Consider the following 17,709-nt stretch of genomic DNA (forward strand, 5'->3'; position numbering starts at 1 on the left):
CCCGAATATGAATGCTTCCCCTACCTTGGCGGCGTGGAGCCTTGCCGCCGTCCTTGCGGGCTTCACGCCCCTGGCCTTGGCCGGCGAAGGCCACGACCACGGTGACGCCCCGGCACCCGTGGCAGGCCCGGCGCTGCCGCGATTCACCGCCGTCTCGGATCTCTTCGAACTGGTCGGCGTCGTCGACGGCAAGAACATCACGCTCTATCTCGACCGCTTCACCGACAACAGCCCGGTCAAGGACGCGACGCTGGAGCTGCAACTCGACGGCAAGGCGATCCCCCTCGAAGCCCATGCCGACGGCGAATTTGAAGCCACGCTGCAGGAAGCACTCCAGCCGGGCGTCGTGTCCGTGACGGCCACGGTCATGGCCGGACAGGACACCGACCTCCTTGCCGGCGAGCTGGATCTGCATGACGAAGGCGCCGATGCGCACGACCAAACGGCCGGGCCCGGTTTGCCACCCTACGCAGGGTGGCTGGGCGCCGGCGTCCTCGCGCTCGGACTCGTCGGCTTCTTCGTGCTGCGCAAGGGAAGTGCTCGTAATCGTTCGGCCGGAGGTGTCGCATGAAGCCGAGAGTTCTGCTGGTCATGCTGTGCCTCGTCACTGCGGGTGCATCGTGGAACGCATTCGCCGGCGACGGGCACGACCACGGCGACGAGGGCCCGGCGCCCGTTGGAGGCAACGGTCCGCGACGCTTGCCCGATGGCAGCGTATTCCTGCCCAAGCCGGCACAACGCCAGATCGGCGTGCGCACGCTGGTCACCGAAGCGGGGGAGCTCCCGCGCACAATAGCGCTCGCCGGCAAAGTGGTCATGGACCCCAATGCGGGCGGAAAAGTGCAGGCGCTGGTCGCCGGCCGTCTCGAAGCCGGACCGCGCGGCTTGCCCGGGATCGGACAGGCGGTGAAGAAGGGCGAGGTGCTCGCGTACGTCGTGCCGTCGGCGGGACAGATCGAGCGCTCGAACCAGATGGCGCAGCTCGCCGAGTTGCAGGCCGCCAAGGCGCTTGCGGAGAAGCGCGTGACGCGGCTCAAGGAGCTCGCCGATACGGTTCCGCGCAAGGAAATCGAAGCGGCCGAGAGCGAACTCGCGAGTCTCGCAGCCCGCGTGACGGTGGTGGGAGGGGGGCTCAGCAATCGCGATGCGCTCGTGGCGCCTGTCGCGGGCGTGATCGCGTCGAGCAACGCGGTCGCCGGCCAGGTCGTCGACGCGCGCGAACTGGTGTTCGAGATCGTTGACCCCAAGCGGCTGCGCGTCGAGGCGCTGGCCTACGATGCCGACACCGCCGTCGATGTCGCCGGTGCGAGCCTCGCGGTGGGCGAGCAACGTGTGACGCTCGACTTCCTCGGCGCCGCGCGCAGTCTGCGCGAGCAGGCGCTGCCGCTCGCTTTCGGCGCCGCGGGCGATTCCCTGGCGCGTTTCGCTGTCGGGCAACCGGTCGAGGTGTTCGTGCAAACGCGCAGCACACTGCAGGGCGTCAGCGTGCCTGCAGGATCGGTGCTGAAGAATCCGGCGAACCAGACCATCGTGTGGGTCAAGACCGCGCCCGAGCGCTTCGAGCCGCGCACCGTCACGACCGCGCCGCTCGATGGGGCGAATGTGGCCGTGACGTCGGGTCTCGCGGCCGGGGAGCGCGTCGCCACAAACGCGGCCACCCTGATCAACCAGATCCGCTGACGGGGAGCCCGACCGATGTTCAAGTGGCTCCTCGACAATAGTCTCGGCAACCGGCTGCTGGTGATCATCGCCAGCTTGGTTCTGATGGCCTACGGCGCGTTCACGCTCACGCGCACGCCCGTGGATGTGTTCCCGGACCTCAACAAGCCGACGGTCACGATCATGACCGAATCCGGCGGCATGGCGGCGGAGGAAGTCGAACAGCTCATCACCTTCCCGCTCGAAACGACGATGAACGGCCTGCCCGGCGTGGAGTCGGTGCGCTCGATCTCCAGCGCTGGGCTGTCCTTCGTCTATGTGACCTTCGACTGGAGTACGGAGATTTTCCGGGCCCGCCAGATGGTCTCGGAGCGCCTGTCGGCGATGGAAGAAGGACTGCCGGCGGACGTGATTCCACGCATGGGGCCGATCAGCTCCGTGATGGGCGAGATCATGCAGATCGCGATCCCGATCGACACCGCGAAAATCTCGCCGATGCAGGTGCGCGAATACGCCGACTGGGTGCTGCGCCCGCGCCTGATGGCCATCCCCGGCATCGCGCAGGTCATCCCGATCGGCGGTGAAGTGAGGCAGTTCCAAGTCCAGCCGGATACGCGTCGCATGGCGGAGCTGGAGATCTCGCTGGAACAGCTGGAGGCGGCGATCCGCGGGTTCTCGTCGAACACCTCGGGGGGCTTCCTCGAACTCACCGGGCGCGAATACCTGATCCGCAACCTCGGACGCACCTCGAACCTGGAGGATCTGAAGAATCTCGCGATTACCGCGCGCGACGGTCAGCCGATCCTGCTGCGCCAGATCGCGGCCGTGACCTTCGCGCCGGCGCTGCGACGCGGCGACGCGGGTTTCGAGGGCAAACCGGCAGTGATCCTCGGCATCCAGAAGCAGCCGACCGCGGACACCATCCACCTCACCCGCTCGATCGAGGCCGCGCTCGACGAGATGAAGAAATCGCTGCCTGCCGGCATGGAGGCGCCGCAGGTGACTTTCCGGCAGGCGAGCTTCATCGAGGCGTCGATCGGCACGCTGCAGGGCAAACTGATCGGCGCCTCGGTGTTCGTCGCGGCGATCCTGTTCTTCTTCCTCGGGACGCTGCGCCCGACGGTGATCGCGCTCACTGCGATCCCGGTGTCGATCTTCATGACGGCGCTGGTGTTCAAGTATTTCGGCCTGTCGATCAACACGATGACGCTGGGCGGCCTCGCCATCGCGATCGGTGGTCTGGTCGACGACGCGGTGGTGGGCGTCGAGAATGTGTTGCGCCGGTTGAAGGAGGATCGCACGAAACATCACGATCACCGCCTGCACCCGATCGAGCTCGTCGCGCATGCGACGATGGAAGTGCGCTCGGCCATCCTCTACGCGACGATCATCATCGTGCTGGTGTTCCTGCCGTTGTTCGCGCTGCCCGGGATGGAGGGGCGGCTGTTCGTGCCGCTCGGCGTGGCATTCATCGTCTCGACGTTGGCGTCGCTGGTCGTGTCGGTGACGGTCACGCCGGTGCTGTCGTTCTATCTGCTGCCGCGCATGAAGTCCCTCGACCATGGCGACACGCGCGTACTTGCCTGGCTCAAGGCGCGCTATCGCAACGGTCTGCAGGCTGTCCTCGAGCGGCCCAGGGCTGCCGTGTTCGCCGGCACAGTCGCGGTGATCGTCGCGGCCGCCGCCGTGCCCTTCTTTCCGACCACGTTTCTGCCGCCCTTCAACGAAGGCACCCTGCTGATCGGCATGCGGCTCAACCCGGGGGTGACGCTCGCCGAGTCCACCGCGCTTGCACAACAGGCGGAGGTGCTGGTGAAACAGGTGCCCGAGGTCACGCACGTTGGTCGCCGCAGCGGACGTGCGGAACTCGATGAACATGCTGAAGGCGTGCATGTCAGCGAACTCGATGTCGGGCTCAAGCCGGCGTCAGAACTCACCCGTTCGATGGGGGAGATCGCCGCCGACATCCGCGCCCGGCTCGTTAACCTGCCCGCTGCGATCGCGATCGGCCAGCCGATCTCGCACCGCATCGATCACATGCTCTCGGGCGTGCGCTCGCAGATCGCGATCAAGATTTTCGGCGAGGATCTCGACACACTGCGCGGTCAGGCCGATGCGCTGCGGGCGCGGCTGGCCGGTATTCCCGGTCTCGCGGACCTGGAAATCGAGAAGCAGGTGCTCGCGCCGCAGATCAAGGTGCGCGTCGACTATGCGGCGGCGGCCCGCTATGGGGTGCCAGCGCCGCAGATCTTGGCCGCGCTGCAGAACCTCGTCGAAGGCGAGAAAGTCACGCAGATCGTCGAAGGTGGGCGGCGCTTCGCGCTGGTCGTGCGGCTGCCCGAATCGGCGCGTTCGGTCGACGGGCTCGCGCAGATCCTCATCGAAACGCCGACCGGGCACATCCCGCTGTCGAAGGTCGCCGCCATCGAGGACGGCGACGGGCCGAACCAGGTGAGCCGCGACGACGGCAAGCGCCGCATCGTGCTGTCGGCCAACGCCCAGCAGCGTCCGCTCTCGGAGATCGTCGAGGACATCCGCGCCGTGGTGGCCGACATGAAGCTGCCGGAGGGCTACTTCATCACGCTCGGTGGCCAGTTCCAGGCGCAGGAAGAGGCGTCGCGCCTCGTGGGACTGCTCTCAATCGTGTCGCTCGTGCTGATGTTCGTCGTGCTCTACAGCCGCTACAAGTCGGTACGGCTCTCGGCGCTGATCATGGCCAACATTCCGCTCGCGCTGGTCGGGGCGGTCATCGGCCTATGGATCTCAGGCCAGCCGCTGTCGGTCGCGGCGCTCATTGGCTTCATCACGCTCGCGGGCATTTCGGTGCGCAACGGCATCCTGAAAGTCAGCCACTACATCAACCTGATGCGCATCGAAGGCGAAGACTTCGATCACAAGATGATCCTGCGCGGCTCACTCGAACGCCTATCGCCGGTGCTGATGACCGCGCTGGTGACCGCCTTTGCGCTGGCGCCGTTGCTGTTCGAGGCCGAGCGCCCCGGTACCGAGATCCTGCATCCGGTCGCCGTGGTGATCTTCTCGGGGCTCATCAGCTCGACGCTCCTCGATACCTTCCTCACCCCCGCGATGTTCTGGCTCTTCGGCCGCCGCGACGTCGAGCGCCTGCTCAACGACCGCAATGCCGAAGCGTTCTAACGCTGATCCGCTTACACAATCGAATCCTGAAAGGAGAAAACATGAAACTCTCGAAGCTCATCGCCCTGGCTGCCCTGGTGGCCGTCGGTCCTGCCTTCGCGGCGGACAAGCACGATCATGCCCACGGACATGAATCCCTGCACGGTGGTCTGGTGGTCGAGGTCAAGGATATCGACCTCGAGCTCGTCGCCAAGCCTGACGTCATCCAACTGCACCTGCGCGATCACGGCAAGCCGGTCGATGTGGCCAACGGCAGCGCGAAGCTCACGCTCCTGACCGGCACCGAAAAGCAGGAAGTCGAACTCAAGCCTGCCGGCGACCGGTTGGAGTCCAAGGGGAGCTTCAAGGTGGGCGCCGGCACCAAGCTGGTGGCCGTCGTCACGCTGCCGGGCAAACCCTCCACCACCGCGCGCTTCACGCTGAAGTGACGCCGTCCGGCTGCCCGCAGCACGTCGCTGCGGGTGGCCATCCCATGCGATCTAAAGGTGACTCAATGAAAACTCTTGCTGCAGGAATGGTCGTCGTGGCCCTCGGTGGACTGGCTGGATGTGCGAGCCCCACCGTGCTGGAAGGGAAATACTCCGAGGCGGACGGGTGGCGCAAAGGAACTGTTGTCGAAATCGGGCTGGCGACTAGCTTGAAGCGGCCTTCGTTCTATGACTGCAGGGCCGAGGCGTCCGACGCGGAAGGCGACACGCCGTACGTGATGGTTGCGTTTCTGCGCAATGGCCACCCGTACGCGCGCGCCGCAAAGTTGCCTGCAGATGCGCAATTGCAGGTCGGTGACAAAGTGTATGTGAACTTCAAGGACTGCAACGCACCGATCCCGAAGCGCAACTCATGAACATTCGACCGGATGGAATTCAATTGATGCGCTTGTCTCGAAGGGCGCAGGCGGGCGTTGCGATGGATCAACGGCCGGGGAGCCTTGGTTCGTCTCGTCAGGGCCGATACGATGCATGACGACATCCATCACGAAGCCTGGCGCGACCGAGTCGTCCCTGCACTGCTCGACGCCGTTCGAGAAGGCGACGTCGCGGAAGTGCGGAGGTGGCTGGCTGACGGATTGCCCGCCAACTGGCAGGACGTCGAGGGGTGCAGCCTGATCTTCCTGGCGGCATATCATCGCCAATGGGCGGTCGTCGACTGCCTACTGGCAGGTGGTGCATCGGTCGACCTGCCCGATCGTCGGGGATGGACCCCCTTCTTCTGGGCCGCCTTCAACGGTCATGCCGACATCGTGTCGTTCCTGATCGGCCGCGGCGCCAGTCCCGATGCGCGAAACGAGGACGGGGAGTGGCCCTTGTTTTGGGCCGTCTACAAGGGCCACACGTCGGTGGTCCGGCATCTCCTCGTCGGCGGTGCGAAGCGGAACCAGCTCGATGCGGAGGGACATGACGAACTCTGGCTCGCGCAGACTTTGGGGCGGCAGGACATCGTCGCCATCCTGGAGGGGCCTCGAGCCCGGCACACGAATCGCCACGTCCGGAACAGTCCGAACGAGACAATGTGATTCCAACCCTCGACGCCCGTCACACCCCCCCTTACCCCGGCTCCAACTGGTCCCGTGAAGTCCACTCCGCAACTTCCGTGCATTTGCCTTCTGAAAACGACAAACGAGGTGCTGACGGGATGTGGATGGAGGTGCTGGCGCCGGAGCGGCCGAACCAGAACAAGACAGGCAGGAGGCGGCCTTGGATTTCAGATTGCTGCGTTACTTCGTCGCGGTTGCGGAAGAACTGCATCTGGCCCGTGCAGCCGAGCGTCTGGGCATCGAGCAATCGGCTGTGTCGCGTGCGATGCGCGACCTGGAAAACCAGCTTGGCGTACAGTTGTTCGACCGCAGCACACGTCTGACGCGGCTGACCTGGGCCGGCCAAGTGTTCCTCGGCGAATGCCGGCGCGTGCAGGCTACCGTGGAGCAGGCAGTCAAGAGCGCCAAGGCGGCGGCACAGGGCTACCAGGGCAGTCTGCGCATCGCCATCTGCGACAGCCTGGCGCAGCCCCGCATTGCCACCTTGCTGGCACGCAGCCGCGAGGATGAGCCCGAGCTGGAGATTCGCGTCTTCGAGCTGCCGTTCGCGCAGCAGATCAAGATGCTGCACAACGATCTGCTGGACATCGGCTTTGCGTTGTCAAACGCGGTGCATGATGGCCTCGTCGCCGAGCCGGTGTGGACCGATCCGCTGTCGGTGATCGTGCCCGCACGCCATCCCTTGCTGGCACACGTGCAGGTGCCACTGGCCGAAGCCTTGAAATTCCCGCTGGTTCTGTGCCATCCCGAATCGGGATCGGGCTGCCGCCATCAGATTCAAACGATGCTGCAGGACGCGAGCACGCCGCTCAAGCTGGTCGATGAAGTGACCAGCCTGGGCGTGATGCTGACCCTGGTCGGCGCCGGCTACGGCATCGGCTTCGCCATCGCCTCGCAAGTGCAGACGCTACAGCGCCCGGACATCTCCATTCGTCCCCTGGCCGGCATTCCACCGACGCTCTCCACCTACCTGCTGCGCCGCCAGGGCGAACCCTCGGAGCCCATGAAGCGGTTCATCGAGCGGGTGAAAGACGAGGCCGCGCCGGTCGATGATGAGCCAGTCCTTTGAGGACGCAGCTCACCTGTCCGTTGCGACCTGTGGCGCGGTGTGCCAGTAGACAGATAGACTTCGGAATGAAATCCGATGCTCTGGCTGTTGGTGGATGTGCTTGGCTCGCTTTGGATCACCCGCAACGGCCTGCGTTGACCAGGCCGAAGACTTGAGTCCACAATCGAGTCCATTCCGTGACGCTTGGATCGGAAAAGACGTTCGTAATAAGCGAGTTAGCGACCGGGTGCTGTTCCCTTCGCCCGCTCCATCCAGACCGCATTCCCCGCACTTTCCAGCTGCATTTTCGGGCAGATCCGGCCTCCGGCAGGGGCTTTACAAGGCGGATTCGCCCTGTAGAATCCGGCACATAGCCGTTGAGCACCGCAGCCGGACGCGTATTCCACCGCCTGGCCACCCGGGTTGCCATCCATGGCTCGACAACCCTCGGCGGAGTACCGGCACATGCGGCCAAACCCCTCGATCCCCGGCAGCCTGGCTGCTGCGTACCTGGTGTGCCGGCGCGGCGTGTTGCGGCTGTTCTATCTGCTCGTTCTGCTGACATTCATCCTCGTGGCCAAGCCGGCCCGCGCCCATCCCGATCAGGGGCAGCCTCACGGCGCTCATCCGCCGATACGCATCGCGCCCCACGGCTGGGGCAATACCACGCTGGCCGATCTGCAGCAGGTACTGGATGCCGTGGCGGAGGTCATCGCGTCGCACTTTCCCGAACGTCAGCTCGGTGCAATACGGGTGGTGCCCGGTGAAGGCGGGCCGATGGCCTTCTACGACAAGGGTTCCGACGGCGAATACGTCATCCAGCTAAGCGCACGCCATTCGCGCTGGCACCAGTTCGTCTATCAGTTCTCGCACGAACTCTGCCACGTCTACTCCAACTTCGATGAAAAGCCGCCCACGCACGACGGCCAAGTCGAGAACCGCAACCAGTGGTTCGAGGAAAGCGTCTGTGAGGCAGCCGCGCTCTACACCCTGAACGAACTCGCCACGCGATGGGAGCGGCAACCGCCCGCGCCGCAGTTCGCCGGCTACGACGCCACGCTCAAGGCCTTGCTCGCCTACCTGGTGAATGAACCCCATCGCCAACTGACGTCATCGACCTCGCTGGCAAGCTGGTTCAGGACCAACCACGCGATGCTGGAGACGGATCCCTACCTGCGCGACAAGAACGAGGTGATCGCCAACCGGCTGCTGCCGCTGTTCGAGCAGACGCCCGACGCGCTCGGTGCAATCGGATTCCTCAACGCCCACGCCGACGACGCCGGCAAGCGTTTCGGCGACTATCTCGCAGCCTGGCTGGACGCCTGCCCGGAGCGGCACCGGAAGGTGGTCCTGGACATCATGGCGATGTTCGGTCAGCCCTGGCCGAACACGGCGCTGGCGCTGGCCTCCCCTGCCGCGCCGCCGGTCGCGATCGCGGGACGCGACTGAACGGCACGCGGCGGGGTCGCCACATCACTTACCAGGACGCGCTCTGCGGCTGGTCGTAGATGCTGAAGCGGATATCGCCCGCATTCGCAGCGTGCGTCTTGCCCATCGGCACCTGCTCGGGACCGGCGCGTCCGGCCTGGCCCATGCGGCTTTCGCCCGACATCGCCATCGTCCGGTCGGCCTCATGGTCGCGTGCCAGCTGATACACGCTGTCGCGCAGGTCCTGCGACAGACCCGGTGCCGTGCTCGTCGCACCGCCCATCGCGGCGTCGCCCGCCGCAGCGCCGAAAGACATGCCGAGCAGGACGCTGGCTGCAACCGTCGACATCAGGGTGTGGTTGAGGTGTTTCATGGTCGTTCTCCTGAGAGAGTCTGCTGGGGCGACAGGCGGTTTGCCTGTACAGCCTTCGTCGGAGAACGCGCCTGATTCTTACAGCCGGACTACTGAAACCACACTGCCGACACAGGTTAAGGGGCAGCCCTCCGATCGCTTGCCTGCACCCGGAACGTCTGACGAGGAGCAGTGCTTCCGGCCGGTGAGGATGCGGCGACACGCCATGGTCCGCCCATCCCTGCCTTGGAAAGCCGCCATGCCGACGCACGGCGGTCCGCGCCAACGCGCTGACGTGCCCGGTATTGGCGGCGCAGGCGAGGCAGTTCCATTCTAGTTCACACCCGCCTGCCTGCCGGAAAGCTCAGCGCTCGCCCTGCGTCTCCGCGTTCGGATCGGGATCGGGATCGCGCATCAGCGCCACCGCCAGGCGGATACCGATGAACGCATTGGCCAGCGCGAATCCGGCCACCACCAGCGTTACCGAAGGCAACAGCGGGTAGCTGCGCAGCACCCAGGCCAGCAGGGACGACAACAGGTTCAGCGTCACCATCAACCAGAAACGGGGATTGCGAGGCTGGTAGATCCGGGAGAGCTTCATGCACGGGCCACGGCGGCAGCGCCGTTGTTGTCAGGGGGCCCGACAGCCTACACTGCCCGCGCCCGCCGCCAACAGGAGATTCGCATGCAGGCCACCACGCCCTTCACCGCCGCACTCGGCATCGAGCACCCGATCATCCAGGCACCGATGGCCGGCGGGGCCACCACGCCGGAGCTGGTCGCCGCGGTGTCCAATGCCGGCGCGCTCGGTTCGTTCGCTGCCGCCATCCTTGCACCCTCGGCCATCGCGGATGCCGTCGGGCGCATCCGCGCGCTCACCGACCGTCCTTTCAACGTAAACCTCTTCGTGCTCGACACCCCGGCCGTCAGCGCCGCCCAGCTCGCCCGCGCCCACGCCCTGCTCGATCCGCTGCGCGCCGAACTCGGCCTGCCGCCGGGCAACACACCGGCACGCTTCTGCGAAGACCCGCAGACCCAGCTCGAAGCGACGCTCCAACTCGCCCCGCCGGTGGTGAGCTTCACCTTCGGCATCCTCGATACCGCCACCGTGGCCCGCTTCCATCGTGCCGGCAGCAAGGTGATCGGCACCGCCACCACCGTTGCCGAGGCGCTCGCCTGGGAAGCGGCCGGCGCCGACTACGTGTGCGCGCAGGGCTACGAAGCCGGCGGCCATCGCGGCACCTTCCTCGGCGACATGGAGCAGTCCGGCATCGGCCTGATGGCACTGCTGCCGCAGATCGCGCGCGCGGTTCGCATCCCGGTGATCGCCGCCGGCGGCATCATGGACGGCCGCGCCATCGCCGCGTCGCTGCTGCTCGGCGCCCAGGCTGCGCAGTTGGGCACCGCTTTCCTGTGCTGCCCGGAATCCGGCATTCCAGAGGTCTGGAAAGACGCGGTACGCACCGCGCACGACGACGGCACCCGGTTGACCCGAGCCTTCTCCGGCCGCCACGCCCGTGGCGTGGTCAATGCCTATATGGAGAAGCTGCGCGGCGTGGAAAGCGAGCTGCCGCCCTACCCGGTGCAGAACGCCCTGACCGGCGAACTGCGTCAGGCCGCCGCCCGCCAGGGCAGGGCCGACTACATGTCGCTGTGGGCCGGCCAGGGCGCCGGGATGGCGCGCACCCTGCCAGCGGCCGAGCTGGTGCGCGTGCTGGCTGCCGAACTGACCGCGGCCTGAGCCCTGCGGGCGGCTTGCCGCCTTCCAGCCGGCAAGCAGGCCGGTAAGCCGCTTATCACCCCGCATCTCGACCCTATGCGATAAGTCATAAAAAACATCGCTTTAAGAGCAGACCGCACGGTGGCACGGAACTTGTTGTGACCCTCACCACGCCCGCCGCAACGAAGCGGCGGACGCACGAAAGCAGGGGGGTACAACAATGACCGAAACCTTTTACGACGTACTACGCCGCCAGGGTATCACCCGGCGCAGCTTCCTCAAGTTCTGCAGCCTCACCGCCACCTCGCTCGGCCTGGGTTCGGCCGCTGCGCCGCAGATCGCCCATGCGCTGGAAACCAAGCCGCGCACCCCGGTGCTGTGGCTGCACGGGCTGGAATGCACCTGTTGCTCGGAATCCTTCATCCGCTCGGCGCACCCGCTGACCAAGGACGTGGTGCTGTCGATGCTGTCGCTCGACTACGACGACACCCTGATGGCCGCCGCCGGCCACCAGGCTGAGGCGATCCTCGACGAGATCCGCAAGAAGTACAAAGGCAACTACATCCTCGCGGTGGAAGGCAACCCGCCGCTGAACGAAGACGGCATGTTCGCCATCCAGGGCGGCCGCCCCTTCGTCGAGAAGCTGCGCGAGACCGCTGCCGACTGCAAGGCGATCATTTCCTGGGGCTCCTGTGCCTCGTGGGGCTGCGTGCAGGCCGCCAAGCCCAACCCGACCCGCGCCACGCCGGTGCACAAGGTCATCACCGACAAACCCATCGTCAAAGTGCCGGGCTGCCCGCCGATCGCGGAGGTGATGACGGCGGTGGTCACCTACATGCTGACCTTCGACAAGCTGCCGGAGCTGGACCGCATGGGCCGGCCGAAGATGTTCTACGGCCAGCGCATCCACGACAAATGCTACCGCCGCCCCCACTTCGACGCCGGCCAGTTCGCCGAGGCCTGGGACGACGAAGGCTCGCGCAAGGGCTACTGCCTCTACAAGATGGGCTGCAAGGGTCCGACCACCTATAACGCCTGCTCCACCGTGCGCTGGAACGAGGGCGTGTCCTTCCCGATCCAGTCGGGCCACGGCTGCATCGGCTGCTCGGAAGATGGTTTCTGGGACAAGGGCGGTTTCTACGACCGCGTCACCGACATCAAGCAATTCGGCATCGAAGCCAACGCCGACAAGGTCGGCGCCACCGCCGCCGGGGTGGTCGGCGCGAGCGTGGCCGCGCATGCGGCCGTCACCGCGCTGGCGCGCGCGCGCAGCAAGACCGGCATCGACGTGAAGCAAGGGGAACAGTAATCATGGGCGTGTACGAGACTCAGGGCTTCAAGCTCGACAACACCGGCAAGCGCGTCGTCGTCGATCCGGTCACACGGATCGAGGGCCACATGCGCGTCGAGGTGAACCTCGACAGCAACAACGTGATCCGCAACGCGGTGTCCACCGGCACCATGTGGCGCGGCCTCGAAGTCATCCTCAAGGGCCGCGACCCGCGCGACGCCTGGGCCTTCACCGAGCGCATCTGCGGCGTGTGCACCGGCACCCACGCGCTGACCAGCGTGCGCGCGGTGGAAGACGCGCTCGGCATCGACATCCCGGAAAACGCCAACTCCATCCGCAACCTGATGCAGCTCACGCTGCAGGTGCACGACCACCTGGTGCACTTCTACCACCTGCATGCGCTCGACTGGGTGGACGTGGTCAGCGCGCTGAAGGCCGACCCCAAGAAGACCTCCGAACTCGCGCAGAGCATCTCGAGCTGGCCGAACTCCTCGCCCGGTTACTTCCGCGACATCCAGAACCGGCTGAAGAAGTTCGTCGAATCCGGCCAGCTCGGCCCCTTCATGAACGGCTACTGGGGCAACCCGGCCTACAAGCTGCCGCCGGAAGCCAACCTGATGGCGGTGACCCACTACCTGGAAGCGCTCGACTTCCAGAAGGACATCGTCAAGATCCACACCATCTTCGGCGGCAAGAACCCGCACCCGAACTGGCTGGTGGGCGGCATGCCGTGCGCGATCAACCTCGACGGCGTCGGCGCCGTGGGTGCGATCAACATGGAGCGGCTCAACCTGGTCAAGAGCATCATCGACCGCTCGATCGAGTTCATCGACCAGGTCTACCTGCCCGACCTCGTTGCCATCGCATCCTTCTACAAGGACTGGACCTACGGCGGCGGCATCTCCTCGCTGTCACTGCTGTCCTACGGCGACATCCCGGACCGCGCCAACGACTACGGCGCCTCCAACCTGCTGCTGCCGCGCGGCGCGATCATCAACGGCGACCTGAGCAAGATCCACGAGGTGGACCTGCGCGATCCGGAGGAGATCCAGGAATTCGTCTCCCACTCCTGGTACAAGTACGCCGACGAGACCCGCGGCCTGCACCCCTGGGACGGCGTCACCGAACCCAACTTCGTGCTCGGCAAGAACACCAAGGGTACCAAGACCAACGTCCAGTCCTTCGACGAGGAAGGCAAGTATTCCTGGATCAAGTCGCCGCGCTGGCGCGGCCACGCCATGGAAGTCGGCCCGCTGGCGCGCTACGTCATCGGCTACGTGCAGGGCAATCCGGAATTCAAGGAGCCGGTCGACAAGCTGCTCAAGGACCTCGGCCTGCCGCTGCAGGCGATCTTCTCCACGCTGGGCCGCACCGCGGCGCGCGGCCTGGAAGCCTCGTGGGCGGCGCACAAGATGTCCTACTTCTACGACAAGCTGATCGCCAACATCAAGGCTGGCGACAGCGCCACCGCCAACATCGACAAGTGGGAACCCTCCACCTGGCCGAAGGAGGTCAAGGGCGTGGGCTTCACCGAAGCGCCGCGCGGTGCGCTCGGCCACTGGATCAAGATCAAGGACGGCAAGATCGACAACTACCAGGCGGTGGTACCGACCACCTGGAACGGCAGCCCGCGCGACCACAAGGGCCAGATCGGCGCCTTCGAGGCCAGCCTGATGAACACCCCGGTGGCCAAGGCCGACGAACCGCTGGAGATCCTGCGCACCCTGCACTCCTTCGATCCCTGCCTGGCCTGCTCCACCCACGTGATGAGCCCCGACGGACAGGAGATGGCCCAGGTGAAAGTGCGCTGATTGACGGGGCGAGGACAGGCAGGGCGGCACCCCCTACGACAGGCGGAGCGTCCTCCCTCCCCACTCCTCATGGGCCGCCGTCGGCCCCCTGCCACCTCGCCTCCTTTTTCAGCCGCTCTTCATCCGCACACATCCTTCCGCCACCTCGGAGGTAATACAAATGCTTGCTCAACAAGACGCATTCGAAGCCGAGCGCAGCGCGCGCATGGTGAAGGCGGTGTACGTGTACGAAGCGCCGCTGCGCCTGTGGCACTGGGTGAACGCGCTCGCCATCACCGTACTCGCCATCACCGGCTACTTCATCGGCAAACCCCTGCCGGCGCTGTCGGGCGACACCAGCGCGCAATACCTGATGGGCTGGATCCGCTTCCTGCACTTCAGTGCCGCCTACGTGTTCGCGATCGGCTTCCTCGGCCGCATCTACTGGGCCATCGTCGGCAACCACCACGCCCGCCAGATCTTCCTGCTGCCCATCTTCGACGGCAAATGGTGGAGCGAGGTGTTCTACGAACTGCGCTGGTACCTGTTCCTGGTCAAGGAGCCCAACAAGTACGTCGGCCACAACCCGCTGGCGCAACTGATGATGTTCCTGTTCTTCACCATCGGCGCGGTGTACATGATCCTCACCGGCTTCGCGCTGTACGGCGAAGGCCTGGGTGTCGGCAGCTGGGCCGACACGATGTTCGGCTGGGTGATCGGCGTGCTCGGCGGCAACAGCATGCAGGTGCACAGCCTGCACCGGCTGGGCATGTGGGTGACGCTGTGCTTCGTGATCGTGCATGTGTATGCGGCGATCCGCGAAGACATCATGAGCCGCCAGAGCCTGATCAGCACCATGGTCAGCGGCTGGCGGATGTTCAAGGACTGACGCCTCATGGCCCTGCCCCGGCCGCAGGCTGCGCCGCCCGCCCCGGCGGGCGAAGTGCCGGGGCGGGCGCGCTGGCGCGCAACGGCACCGCCCGCCGGCACCCGCCACCCCATCCATCCCGGCCGCTTCCTCGAAACCCGCTTCCTGATTCCCGCCGCCATCTCGCAGGACGCACTGGCGCGCGCCCTCGGCATCTCGCGCCGCCGCGTCAATGAACTGGTGCGCGGGCGCCGCGCGATCTCGCCCGACACCGCGGTCCGCCTCGGCCGCTTCTTCGGCACCGACCCCCGCTTCTGGACCGCCCTGCAGGCCGAGTGGGACACTTTCGAGGCGATGCGCAGCGCCGGCTGAAGCATACCCCCGCGCGAACTTTCGCCACGTCCGGCCTGTCTCCGCCACATCCCGCCGCTTGCGCGGCACTGCCGGAGATTCGACGTGCACACGCCCACCCTGCTTGCCCTCGGCCTGATCGCTCTGGGCGCCGCCCTGCCCGCCGGCGCGGCGAACGATGCCGCCGCGGCGGCGGCCACGCAAGCCGCGCCATCGGCCGGTCCGCTGCTCGACCACAGCTTCCGCCGCCTGCACGCCGCCGAAACGCTCAATCTGCGCGAACGCTACGCCGGCCAGCCCCTGCTCATCGTCAACACCGCCAGCCACTGCGGCTACACCGGCCAGTTCAAGGAGCTGGAGGCGATGCACCAGCGCTACCGCGGCAAGGGGCTGAAAGTGCTCGGATTCTCGTCGGACGACTTCAACCAGGAGGCCGACAACGAAGCCAAGGCGGCGAACGTCTGCTTCGTTAACTTCGGTGTCAGCTTCGACATGTTCGCGCCCATCCATGTGCGCGGCGGCGAAGCCCACCCGCTGTTCCGCGAGCTCGCCCGCCAGTCGCAGGCGCCGCGCTGGAACTTCTTCAAGTACGTGGTCGACCGCAGGGGCCAGGTGATCGCGAGCTTCGAGAGCTCGGTCAAGCCGGACGCACCCGAGGTCGTCGCCGCGATCGAGCAGGCGATCGCGAGCGGCCGCTGAGCGCCGGCGCACCTCGCGGCACACCGGCGCCACCGCCGACTCAGGACTCGACCGGCGTCAGCGCACGGAACATCGCACAGCGGTCGAAGGCGGCCATGTCGGGCGGCACCGCCTTGCGGCTGCAGTACTTCGCCACCAGCTTGGCCAGGCCCTTGATGTCGCGCCCGGAAGCCTGCGGGTAGCGCGCCACCAGCCGGGCGATGATGCCGTCGTCGAGCGCGAGCGCGAACTGCCCCGCCATCACCTTCCAGATGCGCGCGCGCGCCTCGGCGTCCGGCTGCTCGTAGCGGATCAGCGCGATGCAGCGCGAGACGATGGCCTCGTCGATGTCGTCCACCCGGTTGGTGGTGAGGAAGAGCAGGCCGTTGAAGTACTCCAGCACGCGCAGGAACACGCCCACCACCGCATTCATCGAGATGTTGTCGTCGCGGCGCTTGATATACACGTCGGCCTCGTCGATCAGCATGATCGCGCCCCAGCGCTGGGCGCGCGTCAGCACTTCCTTCAGCGCGGTTTCCATCGCCGCGACGTTGAGGCCGAGCTGGCCGGAATGCACCCGGTACAGCGGCCGCCGGATGATCTCGGAATAGACCTCGGCGGTCAGCGTCTTGCCCACCCCCGGAGGCCCGGCGCACAGCACCGTGGTGCCGCCCGACTTGCCGGCGACGATGTCGTCCATCAGCACGTCCATCTCGGCGGTGAGGATGTCGATCAGGTCGGTCTGCTCCTCCGGCAGGATCAGCTTCTGTTTCAGCGCCGGGCTGTACTCGTAGGGTTCGAGATCATCGACGTGCACCCACACGTAGTGATGCAGGTCGAGGTGGAACATCAGGATGTAGAAGTGCACCGGCAGCTGGGTGAACATGCCCTTGGGCAGCTTCTCCTGGATGGCCTGCACCTCGGCCTCGACCTTGAAGTCGCCGTTCTTGGACGCGCGCCGCAGGTAGCGTTCGAGGATGTCGCCCGGGGTGTCCAGCGTCAGCACGCGGTCGGCGAGGATGCTCTCGTCGTTCACCAGGCGGGCCTTGCCGCCACCCGAGGACAGCACGATCACGTCCTTGCGCGACCAGTCGGTGTCGCGGTGGGTCGCGGTGGGGTTCTCGGCGTAGTAGCCAACGCCGCTGCCGGAGAACTGCTCGCCGCAGCGCGCACGCCAGTCGAAGTAGCGGGCGGCGGCTTCATCGTAGGCGGCGATCAGCGCCGGCGTCTCGCGCACGAAGCCCTTGGTGGCGAAGATCTCCGAGATCGTGCGCCCCGGGATGTCGCTCGGGTTGATGCGGATGTTGGCGGTGGCGAGCTTGGCCTTGGCGTTGGACTTCAGTTCCACCAGCACCTTGGCGCTTTCCTCGCCGCCCGGCGGCGTGTAGTCGATGCGCGTCACCGCCCAGGCCAGCGGCTTGCCGGTGAGCGCCGCGGTGAACAGCCAGCCTCGGATGGCACCGGCGGCGAGGTAGCGGATCACCTCCGGCACCACCCTTTCGAGATCGTCGTCCTCGAAGCGGTAGCCCTCGTCGTTGAAGGCCTGCTGCAGGGTTTCCAGCTGGGCGGCGCGGGCGCGCTGGGTGGGGCCGCCGGCGCCGTAGAGATCGCCGAGGAAGCGCACCTCGGCATGCTCGAGCTGGGCGAAAGGCACCTCGGCCCGGCTGCCCAGGCGCAACTGATCCTGCAGCCAGGCCAGGCGCGGAAAGGCCTTGACCATGGCCTCGACGTGATTGCGTTCGATTTGCAGCTTCACCGCTTCCTCCACATCGTCGGGGAACGCCGGAACGGCGCGATTTCCGCAATGCAGCAGATTTGGTGCCAGGCTGCGCAG

General features: G+C 66.3%; 17 protein-coding genes. 14 read left to right on the plus strand and 3 right to left on the minus strand.

Annotated elements, in window-relative coordinates; genetic code table 11:
* Positions 1-7 precede the first annotated feature (7 nt).
* The 8 genes from CJ010_RS23900 (at position 8) to CJ010_RS23935 (ending at position 8,846) form a co-directional block, all read left to right on the plus strand.
* Positions 8-571, plus strand: a complete 564-nt coding sequence (locus CJ010_RS23900; RefSeq protein WP_141020838.1) for a hypothetical protein — start codon at positions 8-10, stop codon at positions 569-571.
* Complete coding sequence (locus CJ010_RS23905; RefSeq protein ID WP_141020298.1) at positions 568-1,680, plus strand: efflux RND transporter periplasmic adaptor subunit; 1,113 nt, start codon at positions 568-570, stop codon at positions 1,678-1,680. The genes CJ010_RS23900 and CJ010_RS23905 overlap by 4 nt, the downstream gene beginning before the upstream one ends.
* A gap of 15 nt (positions 1,681-1,695) precedes the next feature.
* Entirely contained in the window at positions 1,696-4,815 is a 3,120-nt protein-coding gene (locus CJ010_RS23910; protein ID WP_141020299.1) for an efflux RND transporter permease subunit, read from the plus strand.
* A gap of 41 nt (positions 4,816-4,856) precedes the next feature.
* Positions 4,857-5,243 carry a hypothetical protein gene (locus tag CJ010_RS23915; protein WP_138860486.1) on the plus strand — a complete coding sequence of 129 codons (387 nt, stop codon included), beginning with the start codon at positions 4,857-4,859 and terminating at the stop codon, positions 5,241-5,243.
* A 65-nt stretch (positions 5,244-5,308) separates the two neighbouring features.
* A complete protein-coding gene (locus CJ010_RS23920) occupies positions 5,309-5,659 on the plus strand; it encodes a hypothetical protein (RefSeq protein ID WP_141020300.1) in 351 nt (116 codons plus the stop codon).
* Between the two features lie 111 nt (positions 5,660-5,770).
* A complete protein-coding gene (locus tag CJ010_RS23925) occupies positions 5,771-6,328 on the plus strand; it encodes an ankyrin repeat domain-containing protein (protein WP_141020301.1) in 558 nt (185 codons plus the stop codon).
* Between the two features lie 181 nt (positions 6,329-6,509).
* The gene (locus CJ010_RS23930) at positions 6,510-7,418 is read left to right on the plus strand and encodes a LysR family transcriptional regulator (RefSeq protein ID WP_141020839.1); all 909 of its coding nucleotides are present in this window, start codon (positions 6,510-6,512) and stop codon (positions 7,416-7,418) included.
* Positions 7,419-7,862: 444 nt separating this feature from the next.
* On the plus strand, positions 7,863-8,846 hold the full coding sequence (locus CJ010_RS23935; RefSeq protein WP_141020302.1) for a hypothetical protein: 984 nt from the start codon (positions 7,863-7,865) through the stop codon (positions 8,844-8,846).
* A 28-nt stretch (positions 8,847-8,874) separates the two neighbouring features.
* Here the strand turns inward: CJ010_RS23935 and CJ010_RS23940 are convergent, their stop codons facing one another.
* Complete coding sequence (locus CJ010_RS23940; protein ID WP_141020303.1) at positions 8,875-9,198, minus strand: hypothetical protein; 324 nt, start codon at positions 9,196-9,198, stop codon at positions 8,875-8,877.
* A 343-nt stretch (positions 9,199-9,541) separates the two neighbouring features.
* Positions 9,542-9,778 carry a hypothetical protein gene (locus CJ010_RS23945; protein ID WP_141020304.1) on the minus strand — a complete coding sequence of 79 codons (237 nt, stop codon included), beginning with the start codon at positions 9,776-9,778 and terminating at the stop codon, positions 9,542-9,544.
* An 84-nt stretch (positions 9,779-9,862) separates the two neighbouring features.
* On the opposite strand from CJ010_RS23945, the gene CJ010_RS23950 reads away from it, so the two are divergent.
* The 6 genes from CJ010_RS23950 (at position 9,863) to CJ010_RS23975 (ending at position 15,896) form a co-directional block, all read left to right on the plus strand.
* A complete protein-coding gene (locus tag CJ010_RS23950) occupies positions 9,863-10,918 on the plus strand; it encodes a nitronate monooxygenase family protein (RefSeq protein ID WP_141020305.1) in 1,056 nt (351 codons plus the stop codon).
* Positions 10,919-11,117: 199 nt separating this feature from the next.
* Entirely contained in the window at positions 11,118-12,206 is a 1,089-nt protein-coding gene (locus CJ010_RS23955; protein WP_141020306.1) for a hydrogenase small subunit, read from the plus strand.
* Positions 12,207-12,208: 2 nt separating this feature from the next.
* Complete coding sequence (locus tag CJ010_RS23960) at positions 12,209-13,999, plus strand: nickel-dependent hydrogenase large subunit (RefSeq protein WP_141020307.1); 1,791 nt, start codon at positions 12,209-12,211, stop codon at positions 13,997-13,999.
* A 160-nt stretch (positions 14,000-14,159) separates the two neighbouring features.
* Positions 14,160-14,867 (plus strand): Ni/Fe-hydrogenase, b-type cytochrome subunit, encoded by a 708-nt coding sequence (cybH, locus tag CJ010_RS23965; RefSeq protein WP_141020308.1) that lies wholly within the window; start codon positions 14,160-14,162, stop codon positions 14,865-14,867.
* A 6-nt stretch (positions 14,868-14,873) separates the two neighbouring features.
* Positions 14,874-15,218, plus strand: a complete 345-nt coding sequence (locus tag CJ010_RS23970) for a HigA family addiction module antitoxin (protein WP_141020309.1) — start codon at positions 14,874-14,876, stop codon at positions 15,216-15,218.
* Between the two features lie 84 nt (positions 15,219-15,302).
* Positions 15,303-15,896, plus strand: a complete 594-nt coding sequence (locus CJ010_RS23975) for a glutathione peroxidase (RefSeq protein ID WP_240794456.1) — start codon at positions 15,303-15,305, stop codon at positions 15,894-15,896.
* A gap of 40 nt (positions 15,897-15,936) precedes the next feature.
* Here CJ010_RS23975 and CJ010_RS23980 read toward each other — a convergent pair whose 3' ends face one another.
* A complete protein-coding gene (locus CJ010_RS23980) occupies positions 15,937-17,631 on the minus strand; it encodes an ATP-binding protein (protein ID WP_141020310.1) in 1,695 nt (564 codons plus the stop codon).
* Between the last annotated feature and the right edge of the window lie 78 nt (positions 17,632-17,709).

Origin of the sequence: Azoarcus sp. DD4, assembly GCF_006496635.1 — a bacterium.
Lineage (GTDB): Bacteria > Pseudomonadota > Gammaproteobacteria > Burkholderiales > Rhodocyclaceae > Azoarcus.